Origin of the sequence: Chryseobacterium sp. RU37D (assembly GCF_900156075.1) — a bacterium.
Taxonomy (GTDB): Bacteria; Bacteroidota; Bacteroidia; order Flavobacteriales; family Weeksellaceae; genus Chryseobacterium.
This window is the reverse complement of record NZ_FTMM01000011.1, coordinates 52,750-68,817: the sequence shown is the minus strand read 5'-3', so window position 1 is coordinate 68,817 and position 16,068 is coordinate 52,750. Positions and strand designations below refer to the sequence as shown.

19 protein-coding genes are annotated in these 16,068 nt (G+C 34.9%); all 19 read right to left on the bottom strand.

Annotation, left to right across the window (positions count from 1 at the left end):
• Positions 1-49 precede the first annotated feature (49 nt).
• Positions 50-589, bottom strand: a complete 540-nt coding sequence (locus BW926_RS07355; protein ID WP_076445715.1) for a hypothetical protein — start codon at positions 587-589, stop codon at positions 50-52.
• Between the two features lie 81 nt (positions 590-670).
• Positions 671-1,351, bottom strand: coding sequence for a DUF1361 domain-containing protein (locus BW926_RS07350; protein WP_076445713.1), 681 nt, complete (start codon positions 1,349-1,351; stop codon positions 671-673).
• Positions 1,352-1,399: 48 nt separating this feature from the next.
• Positions 1,400-2,776 carry a DUF4153 domain-containing protein gene (locus BW926_RS07345; RefSeq protein ID WP_076445711.1) on the bottom strand — a complete coding sequence of 459 codons (1,377 nt, stop codon included), beginning with the start codon at positions 2,774-2,776 and terminating at the stop codon, positions 1,400-1,402.
• A 48-nt stretch (positions 2,777-2,824) separates the two neighbouring features.
• Positions 2,825-3,310: a Coq4 family protein gene (locus BW926_RS07340; protein WP_076445709.1), complete on the bottom strand. Its 486-nt coding sequence runs from the start codon at positions 3,308-3,310 to the stop codon at positions 2,825-2,827.
• A 7-nt stretch (positions 3,311-3,317) separates the two neighbouring features.
• On the bottom strand, positions 3,318-3,614 hold the full coding sequence (locus tag BW926_RS07335; RefSeq protein WP_076445707.1) for a hypothetical protein: 297 nt from the start codon (positions 3,612-3,614) through the stop codon (positions 3,318-3,320).
• A 22-nt stretch (positions 3,615-3,636) separates the two neighbouring features.
• Positions 3,637-3,927, bottom strand: a complete 291-nt coding sequence (locus BW926_RS07330; RefSeq protein ID WP_083672280.1) for a hypothetical protein — start codon at positions 3,925-3,927, stop codon at positions 3,637-3,639.
• A gap of 66 nt (positions 3,928-3,993) precedes the next feature.
• Positions 3,994-4,284, bottom strand: a complete 291-nt coding sequence (locus BW926_RS07325) for a winged helix-turn-helix domain-containing protein (protein ID WP_076445705.1) — start codon at positions 4,282-4,284, stop codon at positions 3,994-3,996.
• Positions 4,285-4,339: 55 nt separating this feature from the next.
• Positions 4,340-4,957: a hypothetical protein gene (locus tag BW926_RS07320; RefSeq protein ID WP_076445703.1), complete on the bottom strand. Its 618-nt coding sequence runs from the start codon at positions 4,955-4,957 to the stop codon at positions 4,340-4,342.
• A gap of 145 nt (positions 4,958-5,102) precedes the next feature.
• Positions 5,103-5,867 (bottom strand): enoyl-CoA hydratase/isomerase family protein, encoded by a 765-nt coding sequence (locus BW926_RS07315; RefSeq protein ID WP_076445701.1) that lies wholly within the window; start codon positions 5,865-5,867, stop codon positions 5,103-5,105.
• A gap of 525 nt (positions 5,868-6,392) precedes the next feature.
• Entirely contained in the window at positions 6,393-8,888 is a 2,496-nt protein-coding gene (paaZ, locus tag BW926_RS07310) for a phenylacetic acid degradation bifunctional protein PaaZ (RefSeq protein ID WP_076445699.1), read from the bottom strand.
• A 159-nt stretch (positions 8,889-9,047) separates the two neighbouring features.
• On the bottom strand, positions 9,048-9,836 hold the full coding sequence (locus BW926_RS07305; protein WP_228403417.1) for an alpha/beta hydrolase: 789 nt from the start codon (positions 9,834-9,836) through the stop codon (positions 9,048-9,050).
• 63 nt (positions 9,837-9,899) lie between these two features.
• The gene (locus BW926_RS07300) at positions 9,900-10,478 is read right to left on the bottom strand and encodes a transposase (RefSeq protein WP_076445697.1); all 579 of its coding nucleotides are present in this window, start codon (positions 10,476-10,478) and stop codon (positions 9,900-9,902) included.
• 74 nt (positions 10,479-10,552) lie between these two features.
• Entirely contained in the window at positions 10,553-11,146 is a 594-nt protein-coding gene (locus BW926_RS07295) for an acyltransferase (RefSeq protein ID WP_076445694.1), read from the bottom strand.
• Between the two features lie 132 nt (positions 11,147-11,278).
• Complete coding sequence (pcaF, locus tag BW926_RS07290; protein ID WP_076445691.1) at positions 11,279-12,484, bottom strand: 3-oxoadipyl-CoA thiolase; 1,206 nt, start codon at positions 12,482-12,484, stop codon at positions 11,279-11,281.
• Between the two features lie 88 nt (positions 12,485-12,572).
• Positions 12,573-12,986, bottom strand: coding sequence for a PaaI family thioesterase (locus BW926_RS07285; protein WP_076445689.1), 414 nt, complete (start codon positions 12,984-12,986; stop codon positions 12,573-12,575).
• Between the two features lie 2 nt (positions 12,987-12,988).
• A complete protein-coding gene (locus BW926_RS07280) occupies positions 12,989-13,303 on the bottom strand; it encodes a hypothetical protein (RefSeq protein ID WP_076445687.1) in 315 nt (104 codons plus the stop codon).
• Between the two features lie 89 nt (positions 13,304-13,392).
• Positions 13,393-14,529, bottom strand: coding sequence for a 3-hydroxyacyl-CoA dehydrogenase NAD-binding domain-containing protein (locus BW926_RS07275; protein ID WP_076445684.1), 1,137 nt, complete (start codon positions 14,527-14,529; stop codon positions 13,393-13,395).
• 79 nt (positions 14,530-14,608) lie between these two features.
• On the bottom strand, positions 14,609-15,409 hold the full coding sequence (locus tag BW926_RS07270) for an enoyl-CoA hydratase/isomerase family protein (RefSeq protein WP_076445681.1): 801 nt from the start codon (positions 15,407-15,409) through the stop codon (positions 14,609-14,611).
• A gap of 135 nt (positions 15,410-15,544) precedes the next feature.
• A complete protein-coding gene (gene paaD, locus BW926_RS07265; RefSeq protein WP_076445678.1) occupies positions 15,545-16,009 on the bottom strand; it encodes a 1,2-phenylacetyl-CoA epoxidase subunit PaaD in 465 nt (154 codons plus the stop codon).
• Between the last annotated feature and the right edge of the window lie 59 nt (positions 16,010-16,068).

Sequence of the window (16,068 nt, the reverse complement as noted above, 5' to 3'; positions counted from 1 at the left end):
GATAAATTTTAAAATTTTGTTTTCATAAATTGCACCAAATTGAAAAAAATTATTCTACACTTACGGTAAAACTTCCTTTAGTATTTCCCGAAGCCATATTGCTCTTTCCGATAATCAGCCAGACTTCTCCTTTGTCTTTAATATCGTAAGTAAATTCTCTTCCGAAAGGTCCGTCATAATTGCCGTTAGGAAGCTTAATCTGGTTAAACCGGATATTAAAATCTTTCTCTTTTGTTGAAATTTTTGCTTTAAGATTAGGCTGGCTAAAATTCGTTATTTTCAAAATAAATTCCTGATCATCTTTTGTAAATTCTTCTCCTAAAGTGAAAGGAAGCTGCTCTGCATCAGCTGTTCTGATAATCTGCCCGTTCTTCACATTTCTCATTACTCCTGTCCGTAAAACTTCTTTGGTTTTGGGTGCATTATTAATGATCGAATCCTTCATTCTCAATGCAGCAGAATCCGGTTTTTCTGCAGTGGCAGGCTGCTCTTCGACCGTCATTGAATCTTTATTCTGTGTCTCTGAAATGCCCGGATCTTTTTTACACGAAACAATAATCAGCGGGATCAGCAATAAGGATTTTTTCATAATCTTGATTTTTAATGATAGTATTGAGAAGCTAAAACTGTTCCATTGACAGATTTTTAAGCTTAAAAAAATATTAGAATTTCAGTTTTCAAGAGTAGTTTTTACTTTGCTATCTGACTTCAGACATTTAATCATTAAATACATAAAATTAAGCAGAATCCCCATCAGTATAGTAATGCCCCATGTTTTCGGATGCTCTGCCGGATATATGATCCGTATAAAAATATCCTGGAATAAGCCAAGAGGATTATTGAGGATATCCCAGCTGTTCCATCTCAGAAACCGGCCTAAATAAACTCCAAAACCCGACATGAATAAAAATATAATGCCGAAATAATTAATCGTAGAGGTTTTAACATAATCAGAAAGCAGTTTTTCAATATCCATCAGGCTGATAAATCCGCAGAAAAGCCCCGTCCAGGCAAAAGAAAGGATAACCATAAGATCATACCATATAGGGACCAGACTTCTGGTTTTCAGATGAAAAAGATCCGTGAGAATATATGGTGAATTAGGGAAAAAGAAAACCCATACGACAACAGCAATATCTAATAAAATTTTACTCTTATTTTTAGAAATTATTAAAAAACTACTAACCAGAAAAGGAATCCAGGCCAGAAAAAGGTTCCAGTTTAAGAATAAAAACACCTTCGTATTGCTGATATAAAAACGAAAAATAGAGAGTGCGAAACAAAAACAGGTCATCAGCATCAGCAGTAAAGTGAGCCTAAACCTCTGGTTTTCTTTTAATTTTTTCATCATTTTAATATGTTTATGTTTCATGCAGGCTGTGCAAAAGCTATATCTTTTTTATTTAACGAATTGATAATATAGAACTTTAGACAAAAATTTTTCTTTTTGCTGAAACTTCACTCTTTCTGAATTTACAATTTCAGATTTTAGTTGATTGTCGTGCTTTTCTTCTGCGTATTTCAATAACTCTTTTTCATTAAAATTGATTTGATTTTGATGATATTCCCAAACAAAATCTTTACGTTTCCTATTTTCGGAAGTAATGAACCCGCCCCAATTGATAAAGCTACAGGTGAGAATCGTCCCGTAAACGCACCACACCATTGTATTGAAAAGGAAGGCATTTCTTTTTTTCATCTGAATTTTAATAAATGTTGTAACCAGGCCTATCAACGATAAAATCAGGAAAGCATAAACTCCCAGCCTTTTATACGTGAAACCATAATTAATAATATACTCAGAATTTTTCACCATTGCAGAGATAACCAGAACAGCATTAAGGAAAATCCAGATTTTGGCTAAAATTTTCATCAAACCTGCTTTCGGATCAAAATTAAAATTCGATTTAAAGTAAAACATAATGACCAAAATTGCCATTACAATTGACATAATTACAGCATTTACCCTTTCATGTGTTTCTTCGGAAAGCTGAGCCGGAGTTTTTTGAACTTCATAAAATTGTTCGTAATTGTATGTTATGATGAAAAAAATCAACAAAACATTTAGTGCAAAGAAAGAAATTACACCACTCATTCTTTCTGCATCAAGATCAAGGAAAGAATATGTTGATTTCTGAACCGCCTCTTTTTCCTTAAATTCATCATCAAGAATATGGTTGTTTTTATAAATAAATTTCTCCACTGCAAAATTCCAGTAATTGAAAGCGATAAAAAAACCTAAAACAGTCATTGCCAGAAGCTGCCAGATATTAATATCAAGCTCTACATTGGTGAAAATATTTGCAAAATGCTGGCTTCCCGCGGAATAAATTGCAAAGAAAATCGAAATGAATAATAACGGAATTAGTACAAACGCCAAGGTTTTCTGCCACAATCCCGGCACATCTTTTTTCGGAAGCCATCCATCAAAGCTGAAAAACCGGAAAATTGCCGTAAAACAGTTTATTGCAAAAACCGGAATTAGGAATAAAATTTTCAGTCTCCTGTTTTTTGAACGGTAAGCCAATAGCAGGTAAGAGCTTGCAACAGCCAAAAACGAAGGAAAATCTCCGTACCACGCAAATGCAACACTGGATAAAATACTCGTTACAAAAAGGAAAAAGAAAACCCTGGTCCTGTTTTTTTCCGGTGTTCTGTAAAGGGTAAGCAAGGAATAAATGATCCCGATGATCCCAAGATTCAATCCCGGATTTTGATCATAAAATACAATAACAAAAAGGATTGTAGTGAGGAGTATATAATGATGTGTTTTCATTTTATTTAACTATTTAATGATTAAAAATTTAAAAGAATTAAGCTCTCATTAATGAATAACCACCGTGTTTTTTTGCTGGATAAAATCTTTCAGGTGTTCAAAATTCTGCCACAGCAAAGCCTCAAAATCCCAATGATAAAATGGCCGCATATTTTGCCCTTTTTTATATGCTTTGATATACATCCTGTAGTATTCCGGTAAGATGATGCTTCCCAAAACCACTGCCGCCAGAAGGTGCGCATTGAGCTTTCCGTTGCCTAAAAGAAGGAATTGCATGGCAATTTCATCTTCAAAATTAGTTCCGCAGCCTGTTATAAGATGGTGCACATCGTGATTTTCCATTTTCGGGATCATGGTGAAGCCATGTTTTTTGTAAAATTCCCCAAGCTTTCTCCCTAATGAATCTTCCTGGAACTCAAGAAGCTGCTTTTCGTTAAACTGCCACTGTCGTTTCTTTTTCTTAAAGTATTTTCTGTACAGCTTTTGAGTTTTATCGTAAACAAAAAGAAGAAATTGAATGCGTATTTTTTTCATAGTTTATTTAATTAATAATATTGATTCCTATTATGTTATAGATTACGGCAACAGGAACATTTAAGAGCATTATACCTGTTGCTTTCAGACATACATTGAGTTTTGATTTTAAAATAACTCCGTAAATAAGTAAGCTTATGATAATAATCAAATTGATGACTGTACCCAAAATTATAAGAGTTAATCCACCAGCGGCAAATTCATCATTTTTTGTCAGTACATATCCGAAAAGGCGGATATTTCCAAGCAGGAAAAACAGTCCGAAGGTATATTTTCCTATACTTTCTATTATAGAATCATTCATAGATCTATTTTATCAATTAAACTTAACTTCCCGCAAACGGGCTTCCGAAAATGCCTACAGCCAATTCTGCCCAAACCAGTAGTAGCAGAAGCAAAATAACCGAGCAGACAATCAATTTTGAAGAAAAAGTTCTTTCTGACCTAATCATTAGATTAATAAGAAGAGCTGACCCGAAAAGCAAAATTCCGGCAATAATAAAGTCAAACGACGACCAATTCCAGCCTTCTACAAAAAGGTTTCCGAAAAATGCTGCTGAAAGTAATAAAGCCGGAACTGCGAAAATGAACGGCGTTTTTTGTTTTGTAGTAATCATATTTTAATTTTTAATTAATTATTAAAAGTACTTTGTATTTCAAAGTTTATTTATAAAATTTTTCCCTTATTTTCTTAATAATTTTTCTAAAGAATTGAGATGTTCAGAAAAGGCTTCCCTGCCATTTTGGGTAACACGGTAAGAGGTTTTGGGCTTTTTACCTACAAATTCTTTCTTCACTTCGATATAGCCCACTTTTTCCAACGCGTTGCTGTGACTGGAAAGGTTACCGTCCGTGATCTCCAGCAGGTTTTTCATTTCCGAAAAATCAACCCAGTCGTTGACCATAAGAACGGACATGATGCCTAATCTTACACGGCTTTCGAATTCTTTATTGAGTTGATTTATTTTTATCATAATAAGAAGGCTGCACTTGGCAGATTTAAATTTTTCAGGTCTGCAATTTTTATACTTATTTATATTTTTTGTGCATAATCAATCCGTAAACGATATGCAATACTCCAAAGCCAAGAGCCCAGAAAAGCAACCCCCATCCTAAAAAGAACAGAGAAACCAGCCCAAGAACAATCTGGCAGTATCCTAAATATTTTATATCCGTCAAAGTATACCTTTCAGCTGCTACCAGGGCAATTCCATAGAAAATTAATGTCGCAGGGGCAACGAAAACAAAAAAGTGATGATAAAGAAGGCCCAAGCAGAAGATCCCTCCCGTCACCAAAGGCACTGAAAAAGTGATGAGAAGCCTTTTTGTGGTGGCATCCCATATCTTCAGTCCTTTTTGTTTACTTTTATTGGCTGTAAAAATATATCCACTGAAAAGTGCGGCCAGTAATATCAAAGTTCCTGTAATTACTAATTCATTTACTAACGATGGCGGATAAGAATGGCTTTCCCCGTCAAAATAGCTTATATTTTTCTTATGGAAAACAAAATAAACATAGCTGGCTCCAATAAGTGCCGCCACACCCGCAAAAACTCCGGATAATCCACTCAAAGAAATAAATCTGGAAGAACGCTCCATCATGGAACGGATGTGTGATAAGTCTTCGTGATAGTTTTTTGAATCCATAAAAAGAACTTTGAGATACAAAGTTATTATTTTTTTTCAAAGTACAAAATTGTTTCTAAAAAAAATAAAGGTTAATTAACTGATCTCAACTCAAAAAAAAGCCGCTGGAAATCCAGCGGTTATATTTATAAAAGAAATGTCAAAATTATTTAGCTCTCAATTTTTCTTTAATAGATTCAATGTTTTTCTTTGCAGAATCTTCCAAAATTAAGCTTGCGCTCATATGAATTCTGGCCGGCATTAGTTCATTGAAATGATCTGTACCTTCCCATGAAACTTTTTTAATTAAAGCTAAAGCCTCACAGCTTCTGGAAGCTAAAGTCTGCAGGAACTTTTCTAATTTTGAGTCCATTTCTTCAATTGTTTCTGAAACTGAATGGTAAATATTGTGCTGTGCTGCCCACTCCGCCGATCTGAAATCTGCATCAATGGCCATAGCTGAAAATTGGGACTTCCCAATTTTTCTTTCCACATAAGGCCCGATTACGAAAGGGCCAATTCCTAAATTAATCTCAGTAAGAGCCAATGAAGAATCTTTTGTTGCAAAACAGTAATCTGCTCCGCAAGCCAATCCTACCCCACCACCAGTGGTTTTTCCCTGAACTCTTATAACAATGATTTTCCCGCAGTTTCTCATTGCATTCAATACTTTTGCGAAACCTCCGAAAAATTGGGTTGATTTTTCCAGCTCTTCAATTTCCAAAAGCTCATCAAAACTGGCTCCTGCACAAAAAGCTTTCTTACCTTCACTCTTTACAAGGATAGCTTTTACATCATCTTTCGCACCTTCATCAAGAATGGTTTGTGCTAATTTTTCAAGAATGGCTCCCGGAAGGGAATTGCTTTTTGGGGTTCCGAATGTGATTTCGGCGATATTATTTTTAAGTTCTGAAACTACGAATTCGTTCATTTTTTAAATTAAATTGATAAACACAAAAATACTAAAATACAGCTATTTTAAGAAATTTAATGCCAAAAAACAGGGTATACCTTTTATTGTAATTCCTATTATTGTTATGTAGAAATATGTAATTCTTAATTTGGTATTTTCTACTCTACTACAAATTTAATGATTGTTGTTATTACTTTGAATTATATGGCGATATCTGGAAAGCCTCAGAAAGAGGGATGTCGCGCCTAATATCATGGATAACAAAGTTTACCCAAACGAAAAACTACAGGATTTGCTATGAGCCTAGAAATGACAAACGGATATAATCAATTATTCTTTTCAACGGAGATTCTATAAAAACTCCATGTCTATTTTTTTCTTTATTAAACCAGCTGGAAATAAGAATTAAAAATCCGAGAAATTATTTTAAGAATACATGAAGCCTTTTTTAAGAAGCCTTATCTAGGTTTTGAACATTGACAAGGCTTAAAAAATCCCTTTCAATCAAAAACAAAAAAGGGATAACATGTATGCTTTATTCAATTAGATTAATTGAAACTGCTCAAAATGATGTGTAAAATGTTTTCTGTGCATCAGCTCCCACATTTCTTTATTTAGTCTTCCGAACACGAAATTCATATGCTCAGCTTGAGGATTTTCTTTATAATAAATCAGGTATCGCTTTAAAGAATCTATAAAAGAAATTTTTGCAGCTTCAAGATTTTTATGTCTCAGCTCCAATAACTTTTCGTCTTCTTTTAAGAATGGCGCAGGGAAATCTTTGGGCATTTTCCTGTGATTGTATAAAGAATCCTGCCATTTTTCCAGCTGTTCTTCCGGAGTGAAGCATTTTTCTGCTTCTGGTTCTCCCAAGCTTACCAAAATGCCATGCTCCAGATGTTCGATCATTTGCTGAGGGGACATTTTGCCCCAAGCTGGCTGAGTAGATTCCGTTAAGCCATTTAAAGCTTTTTGAATAGTTTTTAGATTTAAATCAATAAAAGGAGATTGTTTAGCCACCAGTGTTAAAATCGTAGCCACACAAACGATCTCATCTCTTTGATTCACCACTTCAACCAGCCATTTTACAACTCCTGAAGGAATATTTCTCCCTTTTACTCCGCGATTGATCTTCTCTTTTGCAGTCAAATAAACCGTAATGGTATCTCCTGCGTAAACAGGTTTGAAGAACGAACAGTTTTCCAATCCATAATTCGCGATAACAGGTCCTTTTTTACCAGAAACGAATAATCCCGCTGCTGCAGAAAGGATGAAGTATCCGTGAGCAACGGTTTTGTCGAAGATAGTTCCTGTTAAGCTCGTTGCATCTGTATGTGCGTAGAAATGATCCCAGGAAATATTGGAGAAATTTACAATATCTGCATCGGTAACCGTTCTTCCTGCTGTTTCTAAAGAATCGCCAACCTCAACTTCTTCGAAATATTTTTGGAAAGGGTGTTTATCTGAATATTTTTTCTCAGCACCTTGCTGATAAATTTTAGTAATAGCTGTCAAAGTATCGGGAGAGCCCTGAATCGCTGTTTTTTGTAGGAAGAAATGCAGACCGCTCAAACCGCCCATTTCTTCACCGCCACCTGCTCTTCCGGGACCACCGTGCATCAAAGTCGGAAGCGGAGAACCGTGACCTGTACTTTCTTTCGCATTATCTCTGTTTAAAACGAAAATCCTTCCGTGTTGAGAAGCCATTTTCCACGAAGTTTCTGCTACGAAATTGTCGTCATGAGAAATGATAGAACCTACCAAACTTCCTTTTCCTCTTTTTGCCAACGCTGCAGCTTCTTCTGCATCTTTGTAAGGCATTAATGTAGAAACCGGACCAAAAGCTTCGACATCGTGAGAGATATTTTTAGTAAACGGAGAATCGTTTAAGAACAATTTTGGACTCATAAATGCTCCATTTTCATAATTTGCATCTACCAATTCGTGTTGTCCGTCATAAACCAATTCTGTTTCAGCTTTTAGTAAATTTACTTTTCTTACAACCTCATCGTACTGCTGTTTTCCGACCAAAGAACCCATTCTTGTTTCTCTGCTTAACGGATTTCCGATCTTTGTCTGATCCAAAGCTTTAGACAAAGCATTCTGAACGTCTCCGATTAAGTTTTCAGGAACGATAATTCTTCTGATTGCTGTACATTTTTGTCCAGCTTTCGTCGTCATTTCGTTACGAACTTCTTTGATGAATAGATCAAATTCCGGAGTTCCCGGTTTTGCATCCAATCCAAGAATTGAGCAGTTCAAAGAATCTGCTTCCATGTTGAAACGAACTGCATTTCCTGCAACTGATGGTAAAGATTTTAATTTTCTACCCGTCGTCGCAGAACCTGTGAATAATACAGAGTCTCCATCCTGAACGTAATCCAGAATATTTCCCGGTTCACCACAAACCAACTGAACAGCTCCTTCCGGAAGAATTCCGCTTTCAATCATATCCTGGAAAACGGCATTCGTCAAATAAGAGCCAAACGGAGAAGGCTTCACAATTGACGGAACACCTGCCAACAAAGATGTGGATAACTTTTCCAACATTCCCCAAACCGGAAAATTGTATGCATTGATTTGAATAGAAACCCCTTCACTTGGCGTTAATATATGAGTTCCCAAAAAAGTTCCGTTAGCAGAAATTTTCTGAGTATCTCCATCCACCCAAAACGGAGTATTTGGAAGCATTCTCTTCGCCAATCCTGAGTATGTAAAGAAAGTACCAAAACCTCCCTCGATATCTACCCAAGAATCTACATGAGTTGCTCCCGTTTTATAAGATAAATCGTAATATTTTTTCTTTCTTTCTAAAAGGTAAAGCGCTACTTTTTTCAACATTTCTCCACGATCGTAGAACGTCATGGATGAAAGATTTTTGTAACCTACTGTTCTTCCGTAATCTAAAGCCTGTTCAAAATTCAGACCTTCCGTATCGGAAACAGCAACCTGTTCTCCTGTCACTGCGTTATATAAAGGAATTCCGTTTCCGGTACCTTCGATCCATTCGCCGTGGATGTAATTTTTTAACTTTTCCATAAAATATTCTTATATTTTAATTTAAAAATGTATTAATGTAACAGTTTACCAATGGGATTCTTCATTGCGTTCAGAATGACAGGCTCAAAATTGTTACATTGATACATTGGTATATTATTTTATTTCGGTTCCTGATATGGAAACAATTTCACCAAACCTTCATACAAACTTCTGTGAAGAATCGTTGCATGATTGTCTGTTTCCATCATTTTGTATTCTACCGTCCAATTTTTTGTTGGCTTTTTTTAAAACATCAAATAAATCCTCAGCATCTTTTACCATCACCGGATGTTCACCTTTTCCGACAGAAACATAAATGAATTTCTTAGTATCCGGAATTTTGGTTAATAATTGAGGGGCCTGTTTCAAAAGACTTTCATCATCCCACCATAAACTCGGACTGATGATAAAATAATTATTGGACATTTCAGGTTTTTTCAACAAAATTTCAGTTGCTAAAAGCCCGCCCAACGATTGTCTAAACAAATATTTTTCTGTTGTTTTAAACTGATTTTCGATATAGGGTTTTAATTCTTTTTCCAAAAAACTGATGAATTTATCAGAATGTCCACTCGCAGGATAATCTTTATGCAAATCCTTTAAATCGGTATGAAAAGTGAAGTCTCTTTTTCTGTCAATATTGGCAATTCCGACCACAATCGTTTCTGTCATGGAATACATTTGATTAAAAAATTGAACTAAACCTATCACATGGATGAAATCTTCATTTATACCTCCATCCAAAAAATAAATAATTGGGTAAGATTTATTTTTATAAAAATTTTGTGGAAGATAGATGTTTAATGTTCTTTCCTTGTTTAAAATTTCTGATTTTATGGTTCTGATTTCTTCAATATTCAAAAAAGGTTTTACATTTCCTGTTTGGGTAAAAAACACAGATTGAAATGTAAAGAGAATGCTGCAGAAAATGAGAAGTTTTTTTAACATACTTTATTTTTCTTTTCAAAACCTCATAGGTTTTAGAAACCTATGAGGTTTGAGTTGCCATATTTATTCAATAGTCAGAAAATCATATTCAACATTCGATTGATGATATTCTACAAAATTTTTTATTGTATCAAAGTATTGCATCATTTCTTTTCTTTCAATTTTGCTTTCTTTAGTCAAATTAATGTAAGAATTATAAGATGAATATTTCCAATCATTAATATCTTCAACAAATCCATGATTGACAGGATTATTGTGGATATAATGTAATAATTTAATCAAATACTTTTCATCGTTTACTCTTTTACGTTTTAGATAATCAAGAAAAAGAGACCCTTTTCTATTATATTTCTTATTATAAGCTTTTGCATAACCATTTAATAAATTACTAAACTGCTTCATTAAATATTTATGCTCATCTTCATCCGATATTTGGTCTACATTTTTAAACCTTACTAAAAAATGAAAATGATTAGACATCAAACAATATACATATATTTCAGCTACTGGAATAATGTATTTTATAAGCTTATCTAAAAAATATTTATAATTTTCCTCTTCTCTAAAAATTAAATCTTTTCCATTTGCGTGAGTGTAAATATGGTATACATAACCACATTCAAAACTTTCTGTATTTGACATTTATTTTTCTTCATTTGTATTTTAATATTCAAACCTCATAGGTTTTAAAAACCTATGAGGTTTAGGTACGGAAATTATTTCACATCATCCCAAATGCTGTAATCAACAACTTTCGTAGGAATCTGCTGAACATATTCTGTAAAAGGTTCACATGGTAAAATTGCGTCCTTTCCTTCTCTTGCCAGTTCCTGATATAGTTTTGTTCCTTCTGTTTTCCATTTGATCATTTCGTCAGAAACATTGCGGATAATTTTTGCAGGACTTCCCACAATTAATTTTCTTGGTTCACATTTGAAGTTGGCAGGAACAAAAGCTAATGCTCCGATGATACATTCCTCACCAATAACGGCTTTATCCATTACAACAGCGTTCATTCCAACGAGACAGTTTTTACCGATATGTCCGGAATGAATGATTGCTCCGTGACCGATATGTGCATATTCCTCCAAAATGGTTTCAATGCCAGGGAATACATGAAGCGTACAGTTTTCCTGAACATTTGCACCGTCTTTCACAATAATTTTACCCCAGTCTCCACGAATTACCGCATTCGGACCAACATAAACTTCTTCGCCGATTTCCACATTTCCGATAATCACCGCTTGTGGATGAACGTAAGCGGATGGCTTAATGATGGGGCGAATTCCGTGGTATGAATAAATATTCATAAAATTTTAGTTGAAAATTTAATTTAACAATGTATCAATCTAACAGTTTACCAATAGATGCTTCGACAAGCTCAGCATGACAATGGAATTGTTACATTGATACATTTTTATATTGTTACACTATTGAAAAAATTACATTTTTTCAATCACCATTGCATACCCTTGTCCGACACCGATACAAAGGGTACACAATGCATATTTTTTATCTTGTTTTTGAAGTTCCATAGCCGCTGAACCAACGATTCTTGCTCCGGAAACTCCCAGTGGGTGACCTATTGCGATAGCTCCTCCATTTGGATTTATTCTTGAATCATCATCTTTTAAACCTAAAGTTCTTGTTACCGCCAAAGCTTGAGCTGCAAAAGCCTCGTTCAATTCGATGATATCCATATCGTCTAATGAAAGATTCAGTCTTTTTAATAACTTTTGAGTTGCTTCAACAGGGCCGATTCCCATGATTCTAGGCTCAACACCTGCAACAGATGATCCTAGGATTTTTGCTTTTGGTTTTAAGCCATATTTTTTTACAGCTTCTTCGCTTGCTAAAATTAAAGCTGTTGCACCATCATTCATTCCTGAAGCGTTTCCGGCTGTTACTGTTCCTTCTTTTCTGAAAGCCGGACTAAGTTTTCCTAAACCTTCCATTGAAGAAGTTGGCTTGATGAATTCGTCTGTATCGAAGATCTTCGGTTCACCTTTTCTTTGCGGAATTTCAACTTTTACAATTTCCTCTGCTAATCTTCCACTTTCCTGAGCTTTTGTTGCTTTTTGTTGTGACCAAAGGGCAAATTTATCCTGATCTTCACGACTGATGTTGTGGATATCTGCTAAGTTTTCAGCAGTGTCTCCCATTCCGTCAACCCCGTATAATTCTTTCATTTTCGGATTGATAAATCTCCATCCGAAGGTTGTATCAAACATCTGACTGTCTCTTCCGAAAGCAGCACTTGGTTTAGACATTACATAAGGTGAACGCGTCATGTGTTCTACTCCACCTGCGATGTAAATTTCACCTTCTCCTGCTGCAATCGAACGGAAAGCATTAGCCACCGCTGACATTCCTGAAGCACACAATCTATTGACCGTTTCCCCTCCTATTTTGTATGGAAGCCCAGCCAATAAAAGCCCCATTCTTGCTACGTTTCTGTTATCTTCACCTGCTTGGTTTGCACATCCGAAAATAACATCTTCTATTTCTTCAACAGGAACTTCGGGATTTCGTGCTACTACTTCTTTAATAACAATTGCTGCCAAATCGTCGGCACGAACTTCTGAAAGACTACCAGATAATTTTGAAATTGGCGTTCTTATATAATCTATGATGTATACGTTGTTCATTTTATTTAATTTGAAAATGTGTTAATTTGAGAATTTGAAAATGAAATAAAGCATTAAAAATAATTTTCAAATTGCCTTATTTTCAAATTTATAGTTCTGTTATTTTTTTTCCGATTTTATACACTGTTCCGACAAATTTTGCAACCAATTCTTCGTTTTGATTGGTAATTTTAATGTCATAAACAGCAGTTTTTCTGGTATCATTTACCAAAATACTTTCAGCTCTGAAAACATCACCTTCTTTTCCGGCTCTGGTAAAGTTGATGATACAGTTCAAGGCAACGGCAGCATCTCCGGAATTGTTGGATGAAAATGCCAGTGCTGAATCTGCAAAAGCAAATGTGACCCCTCCGTGAACGGTTTTTAACCCATTCAGCATTTCTTTTTTGATGGGCATTTCGAGTAAACAATAATTTTCTTTGATTTCGATCATTTTAATATTCATCCACTGGGAAAAATAATCCTGATCAAACATATATTCTGCAACCTGTCTTGGATTCATTTTTACTTTGTACTTGTTATTTCTTCATGTAATTCATCAACCAATTTGTCATAAATACTCATGGTTTTCCCAAGAATTATCTGCTCGTAAGTAAGATTTTCTGAATTCGATGGATTGTCGGATGGATAAGGAGCATTTAAATCAATACCTTCTTCAATGGCAATTTTTTTAATAATACCTCTATATTTTTCATTGAATTTTCCTAATAAATCCAGTTTTTCCTGATATTCCCTTATCGAGGAAAGTTCCTGAATTACATATTCTTTTTCAATCATAAGCCTTGTTTCCAATTCGGCTCTGAAATTCTCTATATCCATAATATTAATTTGAAAATTAAATCAATTTGAGAATTTGAAAATGAAAACCTGCTGTAATCAATTTTCAAATTAACACATTTTCAAATTGTCTAATTCAATTTACGCAGCAAAGGACTTTGTCTATACCTCTCCTCCTGATATTCTCCGTAAAGATTTTGCAGGGTTTCAGAGATTTTTGCATATCCTATTTCTTTTCCCCAAGCCAATAATCCTTTTGGATAATTTACACCTTTCTGCATCGCCAGTTCCAGATCTTCATCGTTGGCAACACCTAATCTTTTTGCTTCAACGGCTTCATTAATCAACATTGAAATAATTCTCAGGAAAATTTGCTGATAAAGTGCATCGTCTTTTTCTGCAACAGGTTTTTCAGCTCCTTCGGAATAATCATAAAAACCTTTTCCTGTTTTTCTGCCGTGCAGTTTTGCTTCCGACATTCTTTGTTGAAGAAGAGACGGTTTATATTTCGGATCGTAGAAATATTCGTTATAAACCGTTGTTGTTACAGAGAAATTGACATCAACACCAATTAAATCCATTAATTCAAAAGGTCCCATTTTAAAGTTTCCTAGTGTTTTCATAGCATCATCAACCTGTTCTACCGTTGCGATGTTTTCTTCAACAATTCTCAACCCTTCACCATAGTAAGGACGAGCAATTCGGTTCACAATAAATCCGGGAATATCTTTAGCAACAACAGGTGTTTTGCCCCAATCTTTCATTAGATTGTAGATTTTTTCCTCTAAAGATCTTTCTGTTAATAAAGATGGAATGACCTCAACTAAAGGCATCAACGGAGCCGGATTGAAAAAGTGAATTCCGATGAAGCGCTCTGGTTTTTGTAATTCCGCACCGAGAGAGGTGATGGAAATAGATGATGTATTGGAACCAATGACACAGCTTTCTGAAATATGTTTCTCTAATTCTGTGAAAACTTTGGTTTTAATTTCTTTGTTTTCGATAATGGCTTCAATGATGAGTTCACAATCTTTGAAGTCCTTCAATTCTGTAGCAATGGAAATATTGGCTAAAATTTCAGTCATTTTTTCTGCCGAAATTTTTTGTTTATCAACCAATTTGGTTAATGTTTTTTCCAAACCTACGGTTGCCGTTTCTACTTGTTTTGCGTTGGCGTCGTAAACCCAAACTTTGCATCCGTTCGTTGCGGCTACTTGTGCGATGCCTATTCCCATCGTTCCGGCACCGATAATTCCTACATTTTTCATTTTTATAGATGTTAGAAGCTAGAAGTTAGAAGTTAGACTTTTGCTAATTTCTAACCTCTAATTTCTAAATTCTATAATTTTATTTTCCTTTATAATTAGGTTTTCTTTTTCCTAAAAAGGCACTTACACCTTCTTTAAAATCTTCTGTTTCTGCAGCTTCCTGTTGTAAATCTCCTTCTAATTCCAATTGCTCTTTCAGCGTATTATTGTAAGAAGCAGCGAACGCTTTTTTGGTTAATTTAATTGCAGCAGTTGGCATATTTGATGTTTTCTCTAAAATTTCCAATGATTTAGAAGCGAATTCTTCCTCAGAGAAAACTTCAGCAACCAAACCATAAGATTTTGCTTCTTCCGCAGATAATTTCTTACCCGTAAATGCTAAATAGTTTGCCAATTGTCTTCCTAATAATTTCGGCAGGAAATATGTTCCGCCCGTATCAGGAATCAATCCGATATTCGAAAACGCCTGTGCAAAATATGATTTATCAACCGCTAAAACGAAGTCAGAAATTAAAGCCAACATTGCCCCAGCTCCTACTGCAGGACCGTTTACCAATGCAACTACAGGTTTTTTGCAACGTGTAATTTCCGTAACCAAAGGATTGTAATAATCTACTACAATCTTTCTGATAATGTCGTTATCATGATGCTCGTTTCCTTGAACAAACGCATCATCCAAATTTTGACCGGAACAAAAAGCTCTTCCTCTTCCCGAAATCGCAACACATCTTACCGTTGGATCTTCGCTGCATTCTTTAATAAAATCTTTTAGATCTGATAAAGATGGCTTTGTAAGCGCGTTCATGGTTTCTGGCTGATTCAGGTAGGCAATTTTCAGTTTTCCGTCAAAATGCGTTTCAATATCAAGTTGTGTATACATAGTATTATTTTTTTTAATTTAACAATGTACTAATTTACTCATAATGTAACAATTTATTATTCTAACAATGTAATAATTATATGTCATACTGAACATATTGGTAAACTCTTACACTGATACATTGCTAAATTAATTTTAATGACATTTAAAATAGTCAAAAGGCTCTAAACAGTCTAAACACTGATACGAAGCCTTGCATAATGTAGACCCGAATCTACTGATCTGCTTTGAATTCATAGAACCACAACGCGGACATTTTTTCGGTTTCCCGATATGATGTTCATCTGCTCCTTTTTCGGGAGGTGTGATTCCGTAAACACGAAGTTTTTCTCTTGCTTCATCCGTCAACCAATCTGTTGTCCAAATCGGAAACATTTTAGTGACTACTTTCGCTTCCCAACCATTTTCTTTCATAATCTTTATGATATCTTCCTCAATGGTAAACATAGCGGGACAGGCAGAATAAGTCGGCGTAATGGTTACTTCACAAGAATTCTCGCTGGTAACTTTTGCTTCTCTTACAATACCTAATTCCACGATGTTGATTACCGGAATTTCCGGATCGGGAACGAGTTCTAATATTTCTAAAGGATTTTTCATAATTAATTTGAAAATTTGAAAATTTGGATAATTTGAAAATTATAGGTGGATTGCCATTT

What these genes read in the sequence shown, in the direction of transcription:
- BW926_RS07275 (WP_076445684.1), bottom strand. Translation starts at nt 14,529, where the DNA reads ATGAAAAATGTAGGAATTATCGGTGCCGGAACGATGGGAATAGGCATC.
- BW926_RS07315 (WP_076445701.1), bottom strand. Translation starts at nt 5,867, where the DNA reads ATGAACGAATTCGTAGTTTCAGAACTTAAAAATAATATCGCCGAAATC.
- BW926_RS07325 (WP_076445705.1), bottom strand. Translation starts at nt 4,284, where the DNA reads ATGATAAAAATAAATCAACTCAATAAAGAATTCGAAAGCCGTGTAAGA.
- paaZ (WP_076445699.1), bottom strand. Translation starts at nt 8,888, where the DNA reads ATGGAAAAGTTAAAAAATTACATCCACGGCGAATGGATCGAAGGTACC.
- BW926_RS07305 (WP_228403417.1), bottom strand. Translation starts at nt 9,836, where the DNA reads ATGTTAAAAAAACTTCTCATTTTCTGCAGCATTCTCTTTACATTTCAA.
- pcaF (WP_076445691.1), bottom strand. Translation starts at nt 12,484, where the DNA reads ATGAACAACGTATACATCATAGATTATATAAGAACGCCAATTTCAAAA.
- paaD (WP_076445678.1), bottom strand. Translation starts at nt 16,009, where the DNA reads ATGAAAAATCCTTTAGAAATATTAGAACTCGTTCCCGATCCGGAAATT.
- BW926_RS07330 (WP_083672280.1), bottom strand. Translation starts at nt 3,927, where the DNA reads ATGATTACTACAAAACAAAAAACGCCGTTCATTTTCGCAGTTCCGGCT.
- BW926_RS07280 (WP_076445687.1), bottom strand. Translation starts at nt 13,303, where the DNA reads ATGGATATAGAGAATTTCAGAGCCGAATTGGAAACAAGGCTTATGATT.
- BW926_RS07295 (WP_076445694.1), bottom strand. Translation starts at nt 11,146, where the DNA reads ATGAATATTTATTCATACCACGGAATTCGCCCCATCATTAAGCCATCC.
- BW926_RS07335 (WP_076445707.1), bottom strand. Translation starts at nt 3,614, where the DNA reads ATGAATGATTCTATAATAGAAAGTATAGGAAAATATACCTTCGGACTG.
- BW926_RS07355 (WP_076445715.1), bottom strand. Translation starts at nt 589, where the DNA reads ATGAAAAAATCCTTATTGCTGATCCCGCTGATTATTGTTTCGTGTAAA.
- BW926_RS07285 (WP_076445689.1), bottom strand. Translation starts at nt 12,986, where the DNA reads ATGAATCCAAGACAGGTTGCAGAATATATGTTTGATCAGGATTATTTT.
- BW926_RS07350 (WP_076445713.1), bottom strand. Translation starts at nt 1,351, where the DNA reads ATGATGAAAAAATTAAAAGAAAACCAGAGGTTTAGGCTCACTTTACTG.
- BW926_RS07300 (WP_076445697.1), bottom strand. Translation starts at nt 10,478, where the DNA reads ATGTCAAATACAGAAAGTTTTGAATGTGGTTATGTATACCATATTTAC.
- BW926_RS07270 (WP_076445681.1), bottom strand. Translation starts at nt 15,409, where the DNA reads ATGTATACACAACTTGATATTGAAACGCATTTTGACGGAAAACTGAAA.
- BW926_RS07345 (WP_076445711.1), bottom strand. Translation starts at nt 2,776, where the DNA reads ATGAAAACACATCATTATATACTCCTCACTACAATCCTTTTTGTTATT.
- BW926_RS07320 (WP_076445703.1), bottom strand. Translation starts at nt 4,957, where the DNA reads ATGGATTCAAAAAACTATCACGAAGACTTATCACACATCCGTTCCATG.
- BW926_RS07340 (WP_076445709.1), bottom strand. Translation starts at nt 3,310, where the DNA reads ATGAAAAAAATACGCATTCAATTTCTTCTTTTTGTTTACGATAAAACT.